Raw genomic sequence first — 20,079 nt, 5'->3', positions numbered from 1 at the left:
GTCAGATCCGGTATCCCGAGCCGGGGACGGTGACGATCACTGCGGGCTCGCCGAGCTTGCGGCGCAGCGTCATGACCGTGACCCGGACGACGTTGGTGAACGGGTCGGTGTTCTCGTCCCACGCCTTCTCCAGGAGCTGCTCGGCCGAGACGACCGTGCCCTCGCTGCGCATGAGGACTTCCAGGACCGCGAACTCCTTGGGGGCGAGCTGGACCTCCCGGCCGTCGCGGAAGACCTCGCGGCGGTTGGGGTCGAGCTTGATCCCGGCGCGCTCCAGGACCGGCGGCAGGGCGACCGTGGTGCGGCGGCCGAGGGCGCGGACCCGGGCGGTCAGCTCGGTGAACGCGAACGGCTTGGGGAGGTAGTCGTCGGCGCCGATCTCCAGGCCCTCGACGCGGTCGCTGACGTCGCCGGAGGCGGTGAGCATCAGGACGCGGGTGGGCATGCCCAGCTCGACGAGCTTGCGGCAGACGTCGTCGCCGTGGACGAGCGGGAGGTCGCGGTCGAGGACGACGACGTCGTAGTCGTTGACCGCGATCCGCTCCAGCGCGGCGGCGCCGTCATAGACCACGTCGACGGCCATGGCCTCCCGGCGTAGTCCGGTGGCCACAGCATCGGCGAGCAGCTGCTCGTCCTCGACGACGAGAACACGCACGTCGCAGTCCTTCCTTACGGCCCTTGATGAGCAGGGCACAACAACGTTCAGAGCCCTTCCATCCTGCCCCGAAGAGTCATAAACCGGCGGTAAGGGGGGGTGTGGAAGGGGCAGGGGCGGTGGGGCGGGGCCGGTGCGGCCCCGGATTCCCGGGCCGTTTGAGGTTTCCCTGAGAGTGCGCGTGGGGAGGACGACTGCACACCCGCGATCACGCCCTGTACCGGCGTCTTGCCACGCTTGGTATCCATCGCAGGGACCACGCCGTGATCGACCCACCCGTCGGCACACCCCCGTGCCACCGACCCACGACGAGGGGGCGCACCATGGACGCGTTCACCGCAGGTATTTTGCAGCGCATACGGAACACCGAAGCCGATCTGGTCCGGGCCCGCGAGTCGGGTGACGAGTTCCTCGCCGAGGTCGAGCTGGCGGAGCTTGAGGACCTGAAGCGCCTGGCGACCGAGCACGGCGTTCGCTACAGCGTCAACGCCTGATTCCCGGCCTCGTACGACAGCGGCTGCGCCCCGGCACCGAGGGATGGTGCCGGGGCGCAGCCGTGTCCGTGTGCGGTCCGTCGGTCCGGGGACGGTCAGTCGTGCCAGGCGCCGAGGTCGTCGAGGAGCGGCTGGAGCTCGGCGAAGACGCCCGGGGAGGCGGCGAGGGTCAGCTCGTGGGAGGGGGCCTGGCCGGGACGGCCGCCGGTGAGCGCGCCGGCCTCGGAGGCGATCAGGACGCCGGCCGCCAGGTCCCAGGGATTGAGGCCGCGCTCGTAGTAGCCGTCGAGCCGGCCGCAGGCCACGTCGCACAGGTCGATGGCGGCCGAACCGCCGCGGCGGATGTCGCGGACCTGCGGGAGCAGGGTGCGGACCACCTCTGCCTGGGCGGCGCGCCGCTCGGTGAGGTAGCCGAAGCCGGTGCCGACCAGGGCCTGGGAGAGCGGTGGGGCGGGGCGGTGGTGGATCGGCTCGCCGTTGAGGTGGGCGCCGCGGCCGCGGACGGCCTGGAAGGTCTCGCCGCGCATGGGGGCGGTGACCACCCCGACGACCGTCTCGCCGTCTTTCTCGGCGGCGATGGACACGGCCCAGGAGGGCAGCCCGTAGAGGTAGTTGACGGTGCCGTCCACGGGGTCGATGACCCAGCGCACGCCGCTGGTGCCGGTGCTGCCGGCGCCCTCCTCGCCGAGGAAGCCGTCGGTGGGGCGGTGCTCGCCGATGAAGTCGGTGATCAGCTTCTCGGAGGCGAGGTCCATCTCGGTGACGACGTCGATGGGGCTGGTCTTGGTGGCGGCCACCCCCAGGTCGGCGGGGCGGCCGTCGCGCAGCAGGGTCGCGGCGCGGCTGGCGGCCTCCAGGGCCAGCTCCAGGAGTTCGTCGTGGAAGGGGTCGGTGTGCGGCGGGGCGGTGTACTGGGGGTCGGGCACGGTGCTCCTTGCTCGGACGAGCGGTGGTCGGGGGCTCGGGCGGGCGGCGGGTTGTACGAGGCCGGCGGGGCGGGTTACGCGGGGGCCTCGGCCGTGGGGCCGGTCCAGTCGGCGCCGGCGGCGGCCGGGCGGGGTGTACGGGCGGGGCAGCAGCCGACGGGGCAGAGGTCGTGCGAGGGGCCGAGGGCACCCAGGGCGCAGCGCTCGGGGGTGGTGCCCCGCTCGGTGGCGGCGCGCTCCAGGAGGAGGTCGCGGACGGCGGCGGCGAACCGGGGGTCGGCGCCGACGGTGGCCGAGCGGGCGACCGGCAGGCCCAGTTCGGCGGCCTTGGCGGTGGCCTCGGTGTCGAGGTCGTACTTGACCTCCATGTGGTCCGAGACGAAGCCGATGGGGGCCATGACGACGGCCGGGACGCCGGCGCCGTGCAGCTGCTCCAGGTGGTCGCAGATGTCGGGCTCCAACCAGGGGATGTGCGGGGCGCCGCTGCGGGACTGGTAGACGAGCTGCCAGGGGTGGTCGACGCCGGTCTCGGCGCGCACGGCGTCGGCGATGCTCCGGGCGACGTCCAGGTGCTGGGCGACGTAGGCGCCGCCCGTGCCGTCCTCGGTGTGGTCGTCGGGGGTGCCGGAGGTGTCGGCGGCGGCGGTGGGGATGGAGTGCGTGGTGAAGGCGATGCGGGCGCCGGCGCGGGTCTCCTCGGGAAGTTCGGCGAGGGCCGCGAGGACGCCGTCGACCATGGGGCGCACGAAGCCCGGGTGGTTGAAGTAGTGGCGCAGCTTGTCGAACCGGGGGACGGGCAGGCCCTCGGTCTGGAGGGTGGCGAGCGCGTCGGCGAGGTTCTCGCGGTACTGGCGGCAGCCGGAGTACGAGGCGTACGCACTCGTGGCGAGGACGGCGATGCGGCGGTGGCCGTCGGTGACCATGGCGCGCAGGGTGTCGGTCAGGTAGGGCGCCCAGTTGCGGTTGCCCCAGTAGACGGGCAGGTCGAGGCCGTGTTCGGCGAAGTCCTTGCGGAGGGCGTCGAGGAGTTCCCGGTTCTGGGCGTTGATGGGGCTGACGCCACCGAACAGGAAGTAGTGCTGGCCCACCTCCTTGAGGCGCTCGCGGGGGATGCCGCGTCCACGGGTGACGTTCTCCAGGAACGGCACGACGTCGTCGGGGCCTTCGGGGCCTCCGAAGGACAGCAGCAGCAAGGCGTCATAGGGGCGGGGGTCGCACTGTTCGGGCATGCCTCCGATCCTCCCACTCCCGGTCCGGCGGCGAGGGGTCAGGCCCCGGTAGGGGTGAGGGAAATGGGCGCGAAAACTGGGGGGCGCAGGGGGCCGCGCGACCCGTAAGCTGTATCGGCCACCGACATTCCTTACCGACTTCCTCACCCGGCGGAGCACCCCGTTGCCCAGTCCTTACCGCGCCATATTCGGCCGCCCCGGCACCAAGTCGTTCTCCGGCGCCGGGCTGCTGGGGCGGATGCCGCTGTCGATGATGGGCATCGGCATCGTCACGATGGTGTCCCAGCTGACCGGTCGGTACGGGCTGGCCGGGGCGCTGTCCGCGACGCTCGCGCTGTCCGCGGCGGTCCTCGGGCCGCAGATCTCCCGGCTGGTGGACCGGCACGGCCAGCGGCGGGTGCTGCGGCCGGCCACGCTGGTGTCGCTGGGGGCGGTCGCCGGGCTGCTGCTGAGCGCGCAGCAGCGGTGGCCGGACTGGACGCTGTTCGCTTTCGCGGCCTGTGCGGGCTGTGTGCCGAGCGTGGGCTCGATGGTGCGGGCGCGTTGGGCGGAGCTCTACCGGGGGTCGCCGCGTGAGCTGCACACCGCGTATTCGTGGGAGTCGATCGTCGACGAGATGTGCTTCATCCTCGGCCCGATCCTCTCGATCGGGCTGTCGACGGCGTGGTTCCCGGAGGCCGGGCCGCTGCTGGCCGGGGCCTTCCTGGCGGCGGGGGTGTTCTGGCTGACGGCGCAGCGCGCGACGGAGCCGGTGCCGCATTCCCCGGAGCAGCAGGCGAAGGGATCGGCGCTGCGATCGCCGGGCCTGCGGGTGCTGGTGGGGACGTTCGTGGCGACCGGAGCGATCTTCGGGGCGATCGACGTGGTGACCGTGGCGTTCGCCCAGGAGGAGGGCCACAAGGCCGCGGCGAGCCTGGTGTTGGCGGTGTATGCGCTGGGGTCCTGTGTGGCCGGCGCGGTCTTCGGGCTGCTGCACCTGGCGGGGCCGCCGTCCCGCCGGTGGCTGGTGGGGGTGGCCGCGATGGCGGTGAGCATGGTGCCGCTCCAGTTGGCCGCGTCGTTCACCGGGTCGCTGGTGCTGCTGGCCGTCGCGTTGTTCCTCGCCGGGCTGTCGATCGCGCCGACGATGGTCACCACGATGGCGTTGGTCGAGGAGCATGTGCCGCGGACACAGCTGACCGAGGGCATGACGTGGACGAGCACCGGGCTCGCGGTCGGCGTGGCGCTCGGCTCGTCGGCGGCCGGCTGGGTGGTGGACGCGGCGGGTGCCGCCCACGGTTACGTGGTGCCGCTCGCGGCGGGCGTCCTGGCCGCCCTGGTGGCGCTCGCCGGCTACCGCTGGCTTCGCCCGCGCGCCGCCCGGCCGCCGTCCTCGCCCACGGCCGGCGGCATCCCCGCCCCGGCGGAACCCCCGGCCACCGAACGCCACGACGAGACCCGCGCCGGCTGACCCGGGGCATCACGGCGCGACGGTAAACGGGGCGACACCGACGACGGTCGACGCCAACGAGGCACCCGGCGCGCGCCGTTGGGACAGCCGAAGCGCAGCGGGCCGCTGCGGGAGAACCCTCCCCATCCCGCCCCGTCCCGTCTGCACCACCGCGGGGACCGCCCCTCCCGTCCACACCACCGATAGGACCACCGCTCCCGTCTACACCGCCGGAATGCAGCGCGCTTCCTTCTGCGCGCTCACCCCTCGTCCCAACGCCCAGCGCCCCTCCGACCCACCGACCCTCCGACCCACCAGTGCAGGTGACTTCGGAGGCGCTGCGTTGACTGGGCACCCGGTTCGTGACCGGCTTCCGCGCCCGGTGGGCGGGTGGCCGGAGTGGCATCTCCGAATTTCCTTGTTACCGGCGGTACGACATGTCCGGGAGCCGTGCGATTGCACCCGTTTTCTCACGTGTGTGATTCCCGTCACCCCGCCTGGAAGCGGCGTCGGCGGCTGGCATCATGCGCTGACCAACGGCGGTCGAATGCGGCCGGCCCGCGCTGAGGGGAGGCATCGTCACCATGGCAGTCACGGACGTCATCGGCGGCTCGGGAAGGCGCGGTTCGGGAGGCTCCTGGCGGAACTGGGCGGGCAACGTGACCGCCTGCCCCGCCCGGACCGTGGCGCCGGCGAGCGCCGAGGAGCTGGCGGCCGCCGTCCGGACCGCCGCCGCGGACGGGTTGACGGTCAAGGCGGCCGGCACCGGGCACTCGTTCACCCCGGCCGCCGCCACCGACGGGCTGCTGATCCGCCCCGAGCGGCTCACCGGGATCCGTCGGATCGACCGCGCGGCGGGGACGGTGACCGTGGCCGCCGGCACTCCCCTCAAGGTCCTCAACCGGACGCTGTCCGCGCACGGGCTGTCGCTCGCCAACATGGGCGACATCATGGAACAGACCGTCTCGGGAGCCATCAGTACCGGAACCCACGGCACCGGCCGGGACTCCGCGTCGATCGCGGCGCAGATCACCGCCCTGGAGCTGGTCACCGCCGACGGCTCGGTACTGCGCTGTTCCGCCGAGGAGAACCCCGAGGTGTTCGCGGGGGCGCGGCTGGGCCTGGGCGCGCTGGGCGTGGTGAGCGAGCTGACGTTCGCGGTGGAGCCGGAGTTCCTGCTGACCGCCCGTGAGGAGCCGATGTCGTTCGACGAGGTGACCGGCCGCTTCGACGAACTGGCCGCAGAGAACGAGCACTTCGAGTTCTACTGGTTCCCCCACACCGGCAACTGCAACACCAAGCGCAACAACCGCAGCCAGGGTCCGGCGGCGCCACCCGGGAGGGTGAGCGGCTGGATCGAGGACGAACTGCTGTCCAACGGGGTGTTCCAGGTGGCGTGCGCCATGGGGCGGGCGGTACCGGCCGCGATACCGGGCATCGCGAAGATCTCCAGCCGGGCGCTGTCGGCCCGTACGTACACCGACATCCCCTACAAGGTGTTCACCTCGCCGCGGCGGGTGCGGTTCGTGGAGATGGAGTACGCGCTCCCCAGGGCGGCGGCGATCGAGGCGCTGGGTGAACTGAAGGCGTTGGTGGAGCGGTCGGACTTCAAGGTCAGCTTCCCGGTGGAGGTGCGGACCGCGCCGGCCGACGACATCGCGCTTTCCACGGCGTCGGGCCGGGAGACCGTGTACATCGCGGTGCACATGTACCGCGGGACGCCGTTCCAGGCGTACTTCGGGGCCACCGAGCGGATCATGGCGGCGCACGAGGGGCGGCCCCACTGGGGGAAGCTGCACACGCGTGACGCCGGGTACCTCGCGGAGGTCTATCCGCGGTTCGGCGAGTTCACCGCGTTGCGCGACCGGCTGGATCCGGAGCGCCGGTTCGCCAACGGGTACCTGCGGCAGGTCCTCGGTGACTGAGGGACGACCGGCCGGTCCATGATGCGCCGCGGCCCGGTGCCCCGTGGGGGGTGCACCGGGCCGCGGTCGTGGGTGGTCCGCTGGTAGGGCGGTCCGCCCGTTGGGGGCGATCCTTCGTCAGAGGGTTCAGGGGGCGTTGGGGTCAGGGCTCTGGCGGCCGCCGGGGTTCTGCTCCCCTTGCTGGTGCCCCGGGGTGGCACCGCCGCCGGTCGAGCCGGTGCCGTCACCCTTGCCTCCGTCGCTCCCGGTGGACGGGCTCGACGACGTGTCGGGCGACGAGGACGTGTCCGGGCTCGGGGAGCCGGTGGCGTCGTCGCTCGGGGTCGGCTTCGGACTCTGCCCGCTGTGGCCGCTGCCGCTACCGGTGCCGTCGGTGTCGCTGCCGCCGGAGTGGCTGGGACCGGGTGACGGAGTACTGCCGTCGCGACCGGTGCCGTTGCCGGTGGAGTGGCCGGGGTTCGGAGCCTGCGGGGTACTGGGCCGGTGCGGGGCGACGTTGCCGGTGAGGAAGTTGCCGACGGTGGTGCCCTTGGTGCCGCTCGGCGTCTCCTGGGTGATCAGCTCGGTGGCGGTGACCACGCCCATGGCGAGCACGAAGACGGTGAGCGCACCGAGCGCGGGCCGCTTCCAGCCGCGCAGGCGGGTGCCGTAGGTGGCGCTGGTCTCCTCGGTCCCGGGGAGAGCAGCACCGGGCGCGCCGGCCTGCGGGAGGACGGCGGTCGCGTCGTCGCCCCTGAGGGCCGCCCGGCCCAGTGCCATGGTCCGCTCGGCGGGCCGCGCCATCAGCTGCGTCGCCTCCGGGTCCTGGCCGGGTGGCTGGGCGCGCGGGATGAGCTGGGTGCGGGCGGTGGCGGGGCCGGGGTCGCGGGCCGCGACGGAGGTGACGGGGTCCTCCGTGCCCTGCTTGTCGAAGGTGGGCAGCACCCGCGTGGGACCGGCGGGCGCCGGGGGGTCGGTGGTGGGCTGGGGTTGGTTGGTGGATCGGGTTCGGGTGATGGAGACGCGGTGCGGCTTGGGCCGGGTGGTGACCGCCGCTTCCTTGATCTGCTCACCGGTGCGCCGGAACAGGTGCTGGAACAGGGAGCCGCCGGTCGTGGCGACGACACTGACGACGCCTGCGCCGATGATGGTTCCGTACACACCGAGCTGACCCGCGAGGTACGCGGCGACGGCCGCGGCAAGTGCGCTGCTGGCGACCTGGGCGACGCTCAGGTCGATCCGCTTCTGCTTCGTGTCGGCTTCGGTTTTTTCGTCCATCTCCTACCTTTGATCGCCCCTTCGATCCATCTTGCATGGAGAAGTGACCAAATGGCGGAGTCAATAGTTCCGAATCTGTGGAATCTGTGAACCTCGCCACCCTTGTCGCAGGTAGAGAGGTCGACAAGGTGACTTGCCCGGACCGCCCGCCCAGAACTTCCACGGCGCGGCGGTCCACTTCGGTGGCCCGAATGGAGTACTGTGGCGAGCCCTGGCCCCGGTTCCCGTCCGGCTGCCCGGACCCGCGGGAGGGGGCACTGAAGGTGACACCCTCCTTGGGGCGCCGTCGCTCGGCACGGGTGGTCGGTGACAGGGTAAGCGGCATGGTCACCGAGCGTTGCGAACTGGTAACCGTGTCATAACGGCGTTGCTGGGCCAAGCCCTGACACGCCGGGCAACTCGGCAATGTTGTGGCAGGCTGCACCCGGGCAGGCCACACTCGACTAGCGGAAGCAGCGACGCACGTGACGTCGGCAGGCACCACCCGGGAGGTCCCCATGCCCGAACTGCGTGTCGTGGCCGTCTCCAACGACGGCACACGGCTGGTGCTCAAGGCTGCGGACAGCACCGAGTACACGCTTCCGATCGACGAGCGGCTGCGCGCCGCCATCCGGAACGACAGAGCGCGGCTGGGCCAGATCGAGATCGAGGTCGAGAGCCACCTGCGCCCGCGGGACATCCAGGCGCGGATACGAGCCGGTGCCTCCGCTGAGGAGGTCGCGCAGCTCGCCGGCATCCCCGTCGACCGGGTGCGCCGCTTCGAGGGACCGGTGCTCGCCGAGCGGGCGTTCATGGCCGAGCGGGCCCGCAAAACCCCTGTGCGCCGACCGGGCGAGAACACCGGCCCGCAGCTGGGCGAGGCCGTCTCGGAGCGGCTGCTGCTGCGCGGCGCCGACAAGGACAGTGCCCAGTGGGACTCCTGGCGCCGGGACGACGGCACGTGGGAGGTGCTGCTCGTCTACCGGGTCGCGGGTGAGCCGCGGTCGGCGACCTGGACGTACGACCCGCCGCGCCGACTGGTGCAGGCCGTGGACGACGAGGCGCGGGCGCTGATCGGCGAGAGCGACGACACCCCCGAGCCGAGCTTCCCGTTCGTGCCCCGGATCGCGCGGTTGCCGCGCGACCGGCCGCTGGACCGCGCCCTGGACCGTCAGATGCCCGAGCGGCCCGGCGAGGACCGGGAGCGGGAACGAGAGGCGCGGGCCGAGGAGGCCACCGGCGAGCGGGAGCGGGATTCGCTGACCAGCCTGCTGGAGGCGGTGCCCAGTTTCCGGGGCGACATGGTCGTGCCGGACAGCGCCAAGGCGCCGCAGAAGGAAGAGACGGAGCAGGCCGAGGTCGAGGAGCCGCCGGCCCCGGCGGCGAGCGCGGGCGCGGGTTCCGCGTATGCCGATGTGCTGATGCCGCGGGCGGTCGCCGGCCACCGCGACCGCCTGACCGGGACGACGGACCGGCAGGCCGAGGCGGACGGGGTGCGCCCCGGGCGCCGGGCCGCGGTGCCCAGCTGGGACGAGATCGTCTTCGGCACCCGGAGGAAGAAGCCTGAATAGGCCGTAACGGCCGGGTTCCGGCCGTGTTGTGCGTGACGACTTCGCCCGCCCCCTGCACACAGGGGGTGGGCGAAGTCGTTGCGTGGGCCCGTCGCGGGCCTCAGCGGCCGCTCAGCCGGGCTGGGGGCCGGTGGCGACAGGGCGAGATGGGTCGGCGCACCATTCGCTCCAGGAGCCGACGTACAGGGCCGCGGGGATCCCGGCGACGGCGAGGGCGAGGACCTGGTGGGCGGCGGAGACGCCGGAGCCGCAGTAGACGCCGACCTCGGCGTCGGGCGTGGCGCCCAGCGCCGCGAACCGCTTCGCCAGTTCGGCGGCGGGACGGAAGACCGTGCTGCCGTCGGCGACGTTCTCGGCCGTGGGGGCGGACACCGCACCGGGGATGTGACCGGCCACCGGGTCGATGGGTTCGGTCTCGCCCCGGTAGCGCTCCCCTGCCCGCGCGTCCAGGAGGACGCCGCGGCGGGCCAGCGCGGCCGCGTCGTCCGCGGTGAGCAGCGGCACCGCACCGGGCGCGGGGGTGAAGTCACCCGACTCCGGAGTCACTTTGTCGACACTCATGGGGCCGTCGGACGCCTGCCAGGCGGCGAGTCCGCCGTCGAGGACGCGCACGTCCGGGTGGCCCGCCCAGCGCAGCAGCCACCACGCACGGGCGGCGGCCCAGCCCTGGCCACCGTCGTAGGTGACCACCGGTCGGTCGGCACTGACACCGGCGGCCCGCATCGCGGCGGCGAAGGCGGCGAGGTCGGGCAGCGGGTGCCGGCCCGCCGCGCCGGGCGGGCCGGCCAGTTCGCCGTCGAGGTCGACGTAGACCGCGCCGGGCAGGTGGCCGGCCTCGTACTCGGGGCGGCCGGGCGGGCCGCCGAGCTGGTAGCGCACGTCCAGGAGGAGCGGAGCCTCGGGGCCCGCCAACTCGCTCGCGAGTTCGGTAGCGGTGATGATGGCATTCATGGGACTCATCCTTGCGTAGCAGTGACTACGTACAGAAGGCGGGTGCCCACCCTCCGTATGACGGAGTTCGTCGGCGCCGTAACGCCACCGAAACGGAAGAGGAACATTAAAACGGGCATTCTCCCTCGTGAACGCGCCGTGGACGGCGCGGCCGGGGCGCACACCCGGTGACAGGGTGCGAGCATCTGCTCGGGACCCGCGCCCGTACCGCACATGGCCAGCACCCTGATGCTCCGAGGAGAGAGTGACGATGACGACCGAGGCAGCAGCCCGGCGGATGCCCGGCGCGCCCTGCTGGGTGAGCCTCCTGGCACACAGCCTGCCCGCGACGCAGGAGTTCTACGGCGCGCTCTTCGGCTGGGAGTTCCGCCCGGGGCCGCAGCATTTCGGTCCGTACGCCCGTGCCTTCCTCGACGGCCTGGAGGTGGCCGGGGTCGGCGAACTGGCGGCCGACCGGCACCTCCCGGTCGCCTGGACCACCTACCTGGCCAGTGACGACGCGGACGTGACCGCCGAGCAGATCCGTTCCTGCGGCGGCACGGTGGGCGTGGGCCCGCTGGACGCCGACGACGCCGGCCGGATGGCGATCGCCTCCGATCCGCAGGGCGCCATCTTCGGCGTGTGGCAGGGTAGGGCGATGCTGGGCACCGCGGTCAGCGGCGAGCCGGGCACCCCCGTATGGAACGAACTGGTCACCCAGGAGACGGACTCCGTCGCCCCGTTCTACGAGCATGTCTTCGGGTTCGAGTCGGAGGCCGTGGTCTCCGCCGACTTCGACTATCTGACGCTGCACATCAAGGGAAAGCCGGTCGCCGGCATCCACGGTGTCGGCAACGCGCTGCCGCGCGACCGGGGGCCGCACTGGATGACGTACTTCGCCGTCTCGGACACCGACGCCGCCGCCCGTCGGGTCGTCGAGCTGGGCGGCCATGTGCTGCGGCCGGCGCGGGACTCGGCACACGGCCGGCTGGCGACCGTCGCCGACAACGACGGCGCGGTCTTCACGATCATCCAGCGGCGCTGAGCCGCCCCACGGCCCGGTGCGACTAGCGCTGGGCGTCGACCGGCAGGACGTCCGGCGAGAGCGCCGCCGCATGCGCGGTCGCCGCGGTCTGCAGGCGGCGGTGGTGGCGCCGGCACAGCACCTCGTAGCCGACCTCGGCCGGCCGCTCCGCCCCCTCGCCACCGGTTTCGCCGCGCACGTCGCCGACGACGACCTGCGCGCCCTCGACGACCATCCGGCCGTCGACCGTGCGGGCGTTGTGGGTGGCCCGGGCGCCGCACCAGCACAGCGCCTCGACCTTCAGCACCTCTATGCGGTCGGCGAGTTCGACCAGCCGCTGGGAACCGGGGAAGAGCTTGCTGCGGAAGTCGGTGGTGATGCCGAACGCGAAGACGTCCAGCCCGAGGTCGTCGACGACCCGGGCGAGCTGGTCGACCTGCTCGGGGGCGAGGAACTGCGCCTCGTCGGCGATGATGTAGTCCACCCGGCCGCCGGAACTGAGGTGGTCCACGACGTGGGCGTAGAAGTCCAGGTCGTCCGCCGCCTCGACGGCCTCGGTGACCAGGCCCAGGCGGGAGGAGAGCTTGCCGCGGCCGGCCCGGTCGTTACGGCTGTAGATCATGCCCTGCAGGCCGCGGGCCGAGCGGTTGTGCTCGATCTGCAGCGCCAGTGTCGACTTTCCGCAGTCCATCGTTCCGGAGAAGAACACCAGCTCGGGCATGGGGGGTGGCGGGCCTTTCGGGCTCGTACGGAAGGGACGGTGCGGGTCGGGCAATACGGGGCCGCGCCGACCTGGCGCGGTGACGGGTCAGGTGCGGACTTCGAGAAGCGGCACCAGCTGCTCCACCGGGGTCATGGAGCCGTGCAGGCCGACCATCTGCGACTCCCCCGGCTCCCGTTCACTCGCGATGATCGCCATGTCGGCGTGGGCGGCGGCCACCACGTCGCCGATCCGGGCGCGGACCCGGTCGTCGACGTCCTGCCCGAACCAGCCCGCGGCGATGGCCTCCTCGCGGCTGGCGACCCACATCTGGTCGCCGACCACCTCGCGCCAGACGGTGAGCACGTCGGCCGCCGCCCCCGGGTGGGCGTAGACGTGCCGCGCCCGGCCCTCGCCGCCCAACAGGCGTACGCCGGCGCGCAGTTCCCAGTCCTCGTCGAAGTCGATTCGGGAGTCGGGGTCGAAGGGGATGTCGATCATGCCGTGGTCGGCGGTGATGTACAGGGCGCTGCGCGGCGGGAGTTGCTCGGCGAGCCGTTGGGCGAGCCGGTCCACGTAGAGCAGTTGGCCGCGCCAGGCGTCGGAGTCGACGCCGTAGCGGTGGCCCTTGCCGTCGACCTCGGAGTAGTACGTGTAGACCAGGGAGCGGTCGCCGGCGGCGAGTTGTTCGGCGGCGAGGTCCATTCGCTCCTCGCCGGAGAGCCGGCCGTGGAAGGTGCCGCCGCTGAGCGCGATCCGGGTGAGGGGAGTCTGCGCGAAGTCCGGTGCGGAGACCTGGCAGGTGTGGATGCCGGCGGCGTCGGCGAGCTGGAAGACCGTCGGGTAGGGCTGCCAGACGTGCGGATCGGTCCACGGGCGCCAGCGCAGCTGGTTCATCAGCGCGCCGGTGGCGGGGTCCTCGCAGGTGTATCCGGGCAGGCCGTGGGCGCCCGGTGGCAGGCCGGTGCCGACCGAGGCGAGGGAGGTGGCGGTGGTGGCCGGGAAGCCGGCGGTGAGCGGCTGGCCGGTGCCGTTGAGCGAGGTGCCCAGGAGGGAGGTGAGGAACGGGGCCTCGTCCGGGTGGGCGCGCAGCAGCTCCCAGCCGAGCCCGTCGATCAGGAAGACGCAGGCGCGGTCGGCGGGGGCCAGTTCCATGTCCGTGGTGACGCCGGGCAGGCCCTGGCCGGCGACGACGGCGGGCAGCAGGTCGGCGAGCGAGCCGGTGCCGTAGCGGGGCACCGGGGCGGTCAGCGGGTCGAGCGGTTCCGGTTCCGGCCAGAAGGGGGCGGTGTGGGCCATCAGCGGGCGCTGGTGGCCGCGGTGGCCTCGGAGAGCGCCTGGGCGAAGGCGAGGGTCTCGCGCACCGAGTCCGGGCCGTCGCCGGCCTCGCTGACCCGGAGGGAGAGGTCGTCGGCGGTGGAGGAACCGGTGTAACCGTGGTCCGCGTCGCAGTTGGGGTCGCCGCAGCTGGCGGGCTCCAGGTCGAGGCGCGCGACGGCGCCCCAGCCGATGGTGAGGACGACCTCGCGGGGCAGCTGGCCGGGAGTGTAGGACTCGGGGTTGGCGACGACGCGGCTGAGCACCACGGACGAGATCCGGCCGAGCTTGACGGACTCCGTGGACGTGGTGGCGTACGGGGACGGGGAGGTGGCGTCGGCGGCCTGCTCGTCGGTGTGGCTGACGATGAAGCGGGTGCCGGTCAGGACCAGGACCGTGACGTGGCGACGGACCTCGTTGGCGTCGAAGGTCGTCTCCTGGTGGACGAGGTACGACACGACCGGCTCGCCGCCGACCGCGGCCTGCACCGCCTCGGCCACGAGCGTCGGGTAATAGCCACTGCGCTCGATCGCCGCGCGCAGCCCCTGGGTCGTCGTACCGGTCTTAGCCATGGGGTCCATCTTACGGGGCGCACCGGGCCGCGAGACCCTCAGTAGACGGGCAGCCTGCGAGGGCCCAGGTCGGTGGTCGCGGGCGGTCTGGCGAGCCGGACCGAGGCGCTCAGGACGGCCAGGCCGTGCGGGGCGACGACGACTGGTTCGAGGTCCACGGCGACCACCTCGGGGTGGTCGTCGACGAGCCGGGACACCCGCAGCAGCAGTTCCTCCAGGGCGGCGGTGTCCACGGGCTGGGAACCGCGCCAGCCGAACAGGAGCGGGGCGCTGCGGATCGACCGGATCTGCTCGGTGACCTCGCGGTCGGTGGCCGGAATCAGACGGTGGGCGATGTCGCCCAGCAACTGGGAGGGGGCACCGGCCAGCCCGAAGGAGAGGACCGCGCCGGCGGCGGGGTCGATGGCGGCACGGACGACGGTGTCGACGCCGCGCGGCACCATCGACTGGACGACCGGCCGGAGCTCTTCGGGAGAGCCCAGGAAGTCGGTCAGTTCCGCGTAGGTGCGGCGGAGTTCGGCCTCGCTCGCGATGTCGAGGCGGACGCCGCCGAGGTCGGCGCGGTGCCGCAGGTGGGGGGCGGTGGTCTTGAGGGCGACCGGGTAGCCGAGCCGGGCGGCGGCGCGGACGGCGGCGTCCGGGTCGGGTGCCGGGAGCGAGGGGCGGGTATGGATGCCGTAGCGGGCCAGCAGCGCCTCGGCGTCGGCGGGTGGCAGCGCGACGGAGCGGCCGGGGGCGACGTCCCCGGTGAGCCGGTCGAGCAGCCGCTCGATGTCGACGCCGGCCGCCGCCTCCTGGATGTCGTCGTACTCGGGAACCCGGCCCGGCTCGGCGGCGGACCGGCGCCACGCGGCGTACCGGACGGCCTCGGCGAGGGCGCGGACGGCGCGCTCGGCGGCAGGGTAGGCGGGGATGTGGACGGGACGGGGGCGGGCCGGGGTCTCGGGGGCGGCGGCCTGTCGGGCCCCCGGGGCGGGTGCCCGGTCCGGGGCGTACCCGGGGGCCGGCGGGCGGGGTGGGGCGGGGGGCCGCTCCCGGCTGCCGGGGGCGGGGCGCTGCGCCGGGGTGGTCGGCTCCTGGGGCGCGTGCGGGGCCTCGGGCCCGGGTGGGGCCGCGAGCGTTTCGGCCAGGTCGTCCATGGCGAGGTGGACGACGGTGACCGGCTTGCCCGGGTCGGCGGCGACCGCGGCGCGCAGGGCGTCGGCGAGCGCGGCGCCTTCGCTCCCACCCATGGAGGCGGTGCCTTCCTCCCCCACCCACGGGATGGCGGTGACGACGACGGCGTCCCAGCCGTCCCCGGCGAGCGCCTCGGCGAGGGCAGCGCGGAAGTCCTCCGGGGTCGCCGCGGAGGGCAGAACATGGGGGCGCTGCGGGCGCAGTCCTTCGGTGAGGCAGGCGTCGTAGGCCAGGAGGGCCAGCGATTCGGAGTTGCCCAGGATGGCGACGCGCGGGCCGGCCGGCAGTGGTTGGGAGGCCAGCAGCAGTCCGGCGTCGATCAGCTCGGTGACGGTGTCGACGCGGATCACCCCGGCCTGGCGCATGAGGGCGGCGACGGTGCTGTCGGGGACCCGGACGGTGGGCACGGCGTGGCCCAGGGGGGCGGTGCCGTGATGGCGGGCCCCCTTGGCGACCACCACGGGTTTGACGGCGGCGGTGCGGCGGGCGAGCCGGGCGAACTTCCGGGGGTTGCCGATGGATTCCAGATAGAGGATCGCGACGTCGGTGTGCGGGTCGTCGTACCAGAACTGCAGGAGGTCGTTGCCGGAGACGTCTGCGCGGTTGCCGGTCGAGGCGAAGGTGGAGATGCCGGCGATGCCGCCGTCGCCGGGGCCGCGCGCGTGCAGTCCGCTGAGCAAGGCGATGCCGATCGCTCCGGACTGGGTGAACAGGCCGATCCGGCCGGCGCCGGGCATCCGGGGGGCGAGGGAGGCGTTCAGCCGGACGTCGGGGGCGGTGTTGAGCAGACCGAAGGCGTTGGGGCCGATGAGGCGCATGCCGTACGAGCGGACCTGGCGGAGCAGGGAGCGCTGTCGCTCGCGACCTTCCACGCCGGCCTCGGCGTATCCGGAGGAGAGGACCAGCACCCCTTGGACGCCGTGTTCGCCGCAGTCCCTGACGACGTCGGGGACTGCGGCCGCGGGGACGGCGATGACCGCCAGGTCGACCGGCTCGGGGATCTCGCGCAGCGTGCGGGCGGCGGGGACACCCTCGGGCTCCAGGTGCCGGACGCCCTCGGGGAAGGCGTGGTTGACGGCGTGCACGCGGCCGGTGAAGCCGGCGTCGAGGATGTTGCGCAGCGCGGTGCGGCCGAGGCCGCCGGGGGCGCGGCCGGTGCCGATGACGGCGACCGAGCCGGGGGCGAGCAGCCGCTGGACGGAGCGGGCCTCTGCGCGCTGTTCGCGGCCGCGCATCACGGCGACGGACTGCTCGGTCGGTTCGAGGTCGAGCTCCAGGCGGACGACGCCGTCCTCGAAGGTGCGCTTCTGGGTGTAGCCGGCGTCCGTGAACACCTTGATCATCTTGGTGTTGGCGGGCAGGACCTCGGCGGCGAACCGACGGATGCCGCGCTCGCGGGCGACCGCGGCGATGTGCTCCAGGAGGGCGGAGGCGACGCCGCGGCCCTGGTGGGCGTCCTGGACGAGGAAGGCGACCTCGGCCTGGTCGTCGTCGGGGTTCTTGGCGGGCAGCCCGCGCTCGTCGATCCGGTCGTAGCGGACGGTGGCGATGAACTCGCCGCCCACCGTGGCGGCCAGGCCGACCCGGTCGATGTAGTCGTGGTGGGTGAACCGGTGGACGTCGCGGTCGGACAGGCGGGGATACGGGGCGAAGAAGCGGTAGTACTTCGATTCGTCCGAGACCTGCTCGTAGAAGGAGACCAACCGCTCGGCGTCGTCGGGCGTGATGGGCCGGATGCGTGCCGTGCCGCCGTCGCGCAGCACCACGTCGGCTTCCCAGTGGGTCGGGTACGCATGATCCGGCGGCGTCTGCATGCGGACAGCGTACGGCGGGCCGCCGACAACGGGCTCGACGCGCGTACGCTCGACTTCCCGGCCCCTGCCGCATCAGGACCGACGGCCCGGAAGAGAGCCGTACAGCCCAGACGGGAGGCCGGGACGAAGTGCTACGGGACCACTCGTGGCACCGTGCGAGAATGGTCTAGACAACAGTCACGACTTTGAAGGGCAACACCATGGCTGAGCGCCGCGTCAATGTCGGTTGGGCCGAGGGCCTGCACGCCCGCCCCGCGTCGATCTTCGTCCGAGCGGCCACCGCCTCCGGTGTCGCGATAACGATCTCCAAGGCGGACGGCAACCCCGTCAACGCCGCCTCCATGCTCGCGGTTCTGGGCCTGGGCGCCCAGGGTGGCGAGGAGATCGTGCTGGCCTCCGACGCCGATGGTGCCGAGGCTGCGCTCGACCGTCTGGCGAAGCTGGTCGCCGAGGGTCTCGAGGAGCTCCCCGAGACCGTCTGAGGAGCACCGGGGCCCCGCGTCCCGACTCCCCCCTTCTGCTGATGCGGCCCCGCCGCGGTGACCGGGACAACCGGGTACTGCGGCGGGGTCGTTTGCTTGGGCGGCGGCGCGGAGGCGCGCCTTCTTGCGGCGAGGGGCGCCGGGGCCGTCGCATGCCACGTCGTCAGGGGCCGCGCCGGGAGGCGGATCCGGCGGTCGGCGCCACGCTGCCGGGCCGGAAACGGGCGGCCGGGGAAGGCGGAAGGCGGGCCGTGAGGACGCCGGACAGGGCTTCGCGAATCCCCCGCCCCGCCATGCGCTGCTCAGGGCGTCCAGAAATACCCGTCGCCGGTCGGAGTTCTTTTCCTTCAGCCTACAGAATTCTCGATCGCGGCAGGATTCCCGAAAACGGAATCCCGAATTAGGGGTTGCGGAGTGCGAAGCACAAACTCCCCGCCCTATCTCGCCCCACCCCGCCCGCCCCATCCGCCTTCCTTCCCCATGGCGTCAATTCCGCTACGCCATCTCTTTGTATACGGGGCGATTGTTAAGTGCGGGCGCGCACCGTGTTGACGGCTCGTTTCGGCTCCCTCACCACGGGAGCGGCGCGCCGCAGCCGGTACACGGGAAGCGACCGCTCGATGTGGGCTGCCATGAGGGCACGGGCCCGTTCCGCGTCCCCCCGGGCGATCGCGTCAAGCACGGCACCGTGTTCGTCCCACGAGTCGGCGACTCGGGTCGGCGGTTCCACGACGTACATCCACTCGATCTTGCGCCGCAGCTGGGTGAGCAGTGCCGTGAGGCTGGGGCTGCCGGTCGCCTGGGCGAGCGTCTCGTGGAACCAGCTGTCCAGTTGGCGCAGGTCGGCGGGGTGGCCGTGGCGGGCCCGCTCCCGGCCGAGCCGTACCAGGCCGCGCAGCACCTTCAGGTGGGCGGAGCTGCGGCGGGCGGCCGCGCGGGCGGCGCCCAGCGGCTCCAGGAGGGCACGGATGTCGAGGAGGTCGGCGGCCTCCTGTTCGTCGAGTTCGGCGACGCAGGCGCCCGCGTGGTGGCGGGTGGTGACGAATCCCTCGGACTGGAGGGTGCGCAGCGCTTCCCGCACGGGGACCCTGGAAACGCCGTAGCGCGCGGCGAGAATGTCCTCGATCAGCCGACTCCCCGGCGCGAGTACGCCGGAGACGATGTCGTCGCGAATCGCTGTGCACACCGCATGCGCGGAAATATGGCCTCGCATCGTCCGTGCCTCCGCCGTAATCTGCGAAAAAGTGCCGCCCCGTCGGCGACTTTCTCCGACTCTATTCGAACGCGGAGAGTTTTCCCGCAGCATGTCGTGAATTCACCGGCGCTTTTCGGCCGGTGCGCAGAGCCACTGGGCGGGCGGTGCACCGGCGGCCCCGGGGGACGACGCAGCCCCGGCCCACCAGGGTGGCGGGCCGGGGCTCCGGGGGACGGTGCTGCGGCGGAGAGGTCCGGGTGAGGTCAGACGGTGACGCCGTGCGCGCGGAGGTAGGCGACGGGGTCGATGTCCGAGCCGTAGTCGGGGCCCGTCCGCGCCTCGAAGTGGAGGTGCGGGCCGGTGGTGTTGCCGGTGTTGCCCGAGAGCGCGATCTGCTGCCCGGGGGTCACCGTCTGGCCGACCGTCACCCCGATCGACGACAGGTGACCGTATTGGGTGTACGTACCGTCGTTCATCTTGATCACGATGTTGTTGCCGTACGCGCCGCCCCAGCCGGCCTCGACGACGGTGCCCGAGCCCACGGCGTGGACGGACGTGCCGGAGGCGGCGTGGAAGTCGATACCGGTGTGGCTGCCGGAGGACCACAGGCCGCTGGACGCCTTGTACGCGGTGGAGACGTAGGAGCCGGTGACAGGGGCGACGAAGGTGTTGAGGCGCTTGCGCTCGGCCTCGCGGGCGGCGCGCACCTTGGCCGCGCGCTCCTCGTCGGCCTTCTTCTTCGCCACCTCGGCCAGCCGCAGGGCCTCCGCCTCGGCCTTCGCCCGGGCCGCGGTGGCCTCGGCGGCCGCCTGCTGCGCGTCGGCCTGGGCCTCGATCCGGACGGCGAGCTCGTCACCCATCACGACGGCCTGCTGGAGGCCGGTGTCGTGGTGGGCCGCCTGGCCCGTGGCGGCCAGCGCGGGCGACGCCACGGAGGCGACGACACCGGAGGCGGCGAGGGTGGCTATGCCGGCGAGGTTGCGAGTGGTACGAGCGGTGCGGGTCGCGCGGCGGTGCTTCCCGGTGGCACGGGTGAACGCCATGTACTGGCTGGTCCTTTCCTTCCTTCTCGCCTACCGGGTTAGCTGACGGGTTCGGAGCAGGAAGGTCTCCTACGGGTTCCTCCGGAGAGGCACCCGATTCACCCCAAGGGACGTGTGGGTCCCCGGCTCCCCTGGCTCGCGCCGTGCGGGGACTCGGCGATGGCTGTCCGGTGCCACTGTTGTGGCGGACTTGTGACGAACAGCCGGACCGACGCTAATCGGGACAACTTTCAATCGGCAAACAGAACCGGATTTTTGTGCGCCACGCCACACGCGAAACGGGCAACCGGCACAACCGGCCGGGCATCTCCAACCGCCCGCCGAGCGTGATCCCGCGGAGCCGTGTGCACGTCGGAAGTCA

17 protein-coding genes and 1 riboswitch are annotated in these 20,079 nt (G+C 72.8%); of the genes, 6 read left to right on the top strand and 11 right to left on the bottom strand.

All coding sequences use genetic code 11. The features are described 5' to 3' along the window. Position 1: 1 nt before the first annotated feature. Positions 2–655, bottom strand: coding sequence for a response regulator transcription factor (locus tag JNO44_RS31175; RefSeq protein ID WP_016576171.1), 654 nt, complete (start codon positions 653–655; stop codon positions 2–4). Positions 656–978: 323 nt separating this feature from the next. Here JNO44_RS31175 and JNO44_RS31170 point away from each other — a divergent pair, with 323 nt between their 5' ends. Next, entirely contained in the window at positions 979–1,149 is a 171-nt protein-coding gene (locus JNO44_RS31170) for a hypothetical protein (RefSeq protein ID WP_167390903.1), read from the top strand. Between the two features lie 95 nt (positions 1,150–1,244). On the opposite strand, the gene JNO44_RS31165 is transcribed toward JNO44_RS31170, so the two are convergent. Together JNO44_RS31165 and JNO44_RS31160 are read right to left on the bottom strand one after the other, a co-directional pair. Beyond that, positions 1,245–2,075, bottom strand: coding sequence for an inositol monophosphatase family protein (locus tag JNO44_RS31165; RefSeq protein ID WP_039632000.1), 831 nt, complete (start codon positions 2,073–2,075; stop codon positions 1,245–1,247). 74 nt (positions 2,076–2,149) lie between these two features. Continuing rightward, entirely contained in the window at positions 2,150–3,304 is a 1,155-nt protein-coding gene (locus JNO44_RS31160) for a ferrochelatase (RefSeq protein ID WP_205367043.1), read from the bottom strand. Between the two features lie 163 nt (positions 3,305–3,467). Here JNO44_RS31160 and JNO44_RS31155 point away from each other — a divergent pair, with 163 nt between their 5' ends. Together JNO44_RS31155 and JNO44_RS31150 are read left to right on the top strand one after the other, a co-directional pair. After that, positions 3,468–4,754 carry an MFS transporter gene (locus JNO44_RS31155; RefSeq protein WP_205367040.1) on the top strand — a complete coding sequence of 429 codons (1,287 nt, stop codon included), beginning with the start codon at positions 3,468–3,470 and terminating at the stop codon, positions 4,752–4,754. Between the two features lie 563 nt (positions 4,755–5,317). Further along, complete coding sequence (locus JNO44_RS31150; protein ID WP_205367035.1) at positions 5,318–6,658, top strand: D-arabinono-1,4-lactone oxidase; 1,341 nt, start codon at positions 5,318–5,320, stop codon at positions 6,656–6,658. 126 nt (positions 6,659–6,784) lie between these two features. On the opposite strand, the gene JNO44_RS31145 is transcribed toward JNO44_RS31150, so the two are convergent. Continuing rightward, entirely contained in the window at positions 6,785–7,915 is a 1,131-nt protein-coding gene (locus tag JNO44_RS31145; RefSeq protein ID WP_205367026.1) for a hypothetical protein, read from the bottom strand. A 497-nt stretch (positions 7,916–8,412) separates the two neighbouring features. On the opposite strand from JNO44_RS31145, the gene sepH reads away from it, so the two are divergent. Next, on the top strand, positions 8,413–9,465 hold the full coding sequence (gene sepH / locus JNO44_RS31140) for a septation protein SepH (protein WP_078876200.1): 1,053 nt from the start codon (positions 8,413–8,415) through the stop codon (positions 9,463–9,465). Positions 9,466–9,576: 111 nt separating this feature from the next. Here sepH and JNO44_RS31135 read toward each other — a convergent pair whose 3' ends face one another. Continuing rightward, positions 9,577–10,416 carry a sulfurtransferase gene (locus JNO44_RS31135; RefSeq protein ID WP_205367025.1) on the bottom strand — a complete coding sequence of 280 codons (840 nt, stop codon included), beginning with the start codon at positions 10,414–10,416 and terminating at the stop codon, positions 9,577–9,579. 250 nt (positions 10,417–10,666) lie between these two features. On the opposite strand from JNO44_RS31135, the gene JNO44_RS31130 reads away from it, so the two are divergent. Further along, positions 10,667–11,440 carry a VOC family protein gene (locus JNO44_RS31130; RefSeq protein ID WP_073449664.1) on the top strand — a complete coding sequence of 258 codons (774 nt, stop codon included), beginning with the start codon at positions 10,667–10,669 and terminating at the stop codon, positions 11,438–11,440. 22 nt (positions 11,441–11,462) lie between these two features. On the opposite strand, the gene JNO44_RS31125 is transcribed toward JNO44_RS31130, so the two are convergent. The 4 genes from JNO44_RS31125 to JNO44_RS31110 all read right to left on the bottom strand — a co-directional run bounded on the left by JNO44_RS31125 (position 11,463) and on the right by JNO44_RS31110 (position 16,998). Further along, a complete protein-coding gene (locus JNO44_RS31125; RefSeq protein ID WP_073449666.1) occupies positions 11,463–12,140 on the bottom strand; it encodes a thymidine kinase in 678 nt (225 codons plus the stop codon). 87 nt (positions 12,141–12,227) lie between these two features. Beyond that, the gene (locus JNO44_RS31120) at positions 12,228–13,418 is read right to left on the bottom strand and encodes an alkaline phosphatase family protein (RefSeq protein ID WP_205367024.1); all 1,191 of its coding nucleotides are present in this window, start codon (positions 13,416–13,418) and stop codon (positions 12,228–12,230) included. Beyond that, positions 13,418–14,008 carry a DUF5998 family protein gene (locus JNO44_RS31115; protein ID WP_039640685.1) on the bottom strand — a complete coding sequence of 197 codons (591 nt, stop codon included), beginning with the start codon at positions 14,006–14,008 and terminating at the stop codon, positions 13,418–13,420. The genes JNO44_RS31120 and JNO44_RS31115 overlap by 1 nt, the downstream gene beginning before the upstream one ends. Positions 14,009–14,046: 38 nt before the next feature. Next, on the bottom strand, positions 14,047–16,998 hold the full coding sequence (locus tag JNO44_RS31110; RefSeq protein WP_205367023.1) for a bifunctional acetate--CoA ligase family protein/GNAT family N-acetyltransferase: 2,952 nt from the start codon (positions 16,996–16,998) through the stop codon (positions 14,047–14,049). Between the two features lie 200 nt (positions 16,999–17,198). Here JNO44_RS31110 and JNO44_RS31105 point away from each other — a divergent pair, with 200 nt between their 5' ends. Then, a complete protein-coding gene (locus tag JNO44_RS31105) occupies positions 17,199–17,480 on the top strand; it encodes an HPr family phosphocarrier protein (protein WP_073449701.1) in 282 nt (93 codons plus the stop codon). Positions 17,481–18,006: 526 nt separating this feature from the next. Here JNO44_RS31105 and JNO44_RS31100 read toward each other — a convergent pair. Both JNO44_RS31100 and JNO44_RS31095 read right to left on the bottom strand, forming a co-directional pair. Beyond that, a complete protein-coding gene (locus JNO44_RS31100; RefSeq protein WP_205367012.1) occupies positions 18,007–18,693 on the bottom strand; it encodes a GntR family transcriptional regulator in 687 nt (228 codons plus the stop codon). 245 nt (positions 18,694–18,938) lie between these two features. Then, positions 18,939–19,718, bottom strand: coding sequence for a M23 family metallopeptidase (locus JNO44_RS31095; RefSeq protein ID WP_205367011.1), 780 nt, complete (start codon positions 19,716–19,718; stop codon positions 18,939–18,941). A 13-nt stretch (positions 19,719–19,731) separates the two neighbouring features. Continuing rightward, positions 19,732–19,887: riboswitch (cyclic di-AMP (ydaO/yuaA leader) on the bottom strand. Positions 19,888–20,079: the final 192 nt, after the last annotated feature.

The sequence above is a fragment of the Streptomyces noursei genome (assembly GCF_016917755.1).
Classification (GTDB): Bacteria; Actinomycetota; Actinomycetes; order Streptomycetales; family Streptomycetaceae; genus Streptomyces; species Streptomyces yunnanensis.
The sequence above is the reverse complement of the archived record's forward strand: the minus strand, read 5'-3'. Positions and strand labels throughout refer to the sequence as shown.

Excerpts from the sequence above, each read along its gene's own strand:
- JNO44_RS31115 (WP_039640685.1), bottom strand. The coding sequence starts at position 14,008 with ATGGCTAAGACCGGTACGACGACCCAGGGGCTGCGCGCGGCGATCGAG.
- JNO44_RS31125 (WP_073449666.1), bottom strand. The coding sequence starts at position 12,140 with ATGCCCGAGCTGGTGTTCTTCTCCGGAACGATGGACTGCGGAAAGTCG.
- JNO44_RS31120 (WP_205367024.1), bottom strand. The coding sequence starts at position 13,418 with ATGGCCCACACCGCCCCCTTCTGGCCGGAACCGGAACCGCTCGACCCG.
- JNO44_RS31100 (WP_205367012.1), bottom strand. The coding sequence starts at position 18,693 with ATGCGAGGCCATATTTCCGCGCATGCGGTGTGCACAGCGATTCGCGAC.
- JNO44_RS31095 (WP_205367011.1), bottom strand. The coding sequence starts at position 19,718 with ATGGCGTTCACCCGTGCCACCGGGAAGCACCGCCGCGCGACCCGCACC.
- JNO44_RS31105 (WP_073449701.1), top strand. The coding sequence starts at position 17,199 with ATGGCTGAGCGCCGCGTCAATGTCGGTTGGGCCGAGGGCCTGCACGCC.
- JNO44_RS31130 (WP_073449664.1), top strand. The coding sequence starts at position 10,667 with ATGACGACCGAGGCAGCAGCCCGGCGGATGCCCGGCGCGCCCTGCTGG.
- JNO44_RS31135 (WP_205367025.1), bottom strand. The coding sequence starts at position 10,416 with ATGAATGCCATCATCACCGCTACCGAACTCGCGAGCGAGTTGGCGGGC.
- sepH (WP_078876200.1), top strand. The coding sequence starts at position 8,413 with ATGCCCGAACTGCGTGTCGTGGCCGTCTCCAACGACGGCACACGGCTG.
- JNO44_RS31110 (WP_205367023.1), bottom strand. The coding sequence starts at position 16,998 with ATGCAGACGCCGCCGGATCATGCGTACCCGACCCACTGGGAAGCCGAC.
- JNO44_RS31145 (WP_205367026.1), bottom strand. The coding sequence starts at position 7,915 with ATGGACGAAAAAACCGAAGCCGACACGAAGCAGAAGCGGATCGACCTG.
- JNO44_RS31150 (WP_205367035.1), top strand. The coding sequence starts at position 5,318 with ATGGCAGTCACGGACGTCATCGGCGGCTCGGGAAGGCGCGGTTCGGGA.
- JNO44_RS31160 (WP_205367043.1), bottom strand. The coding sequence starts at position 3,304 with ATGCCCGAACAGTGCGACCCCCGCCCCTATGACGCCTTGCTGCTGCTG.
- JNO44_RS31170 (WP_167390903.1), top strand. The coding sequence starts at position 979 with ATGGACGCGTTCACCGCAGGTATTTTGCAGCGCATACGGAACACCGAA.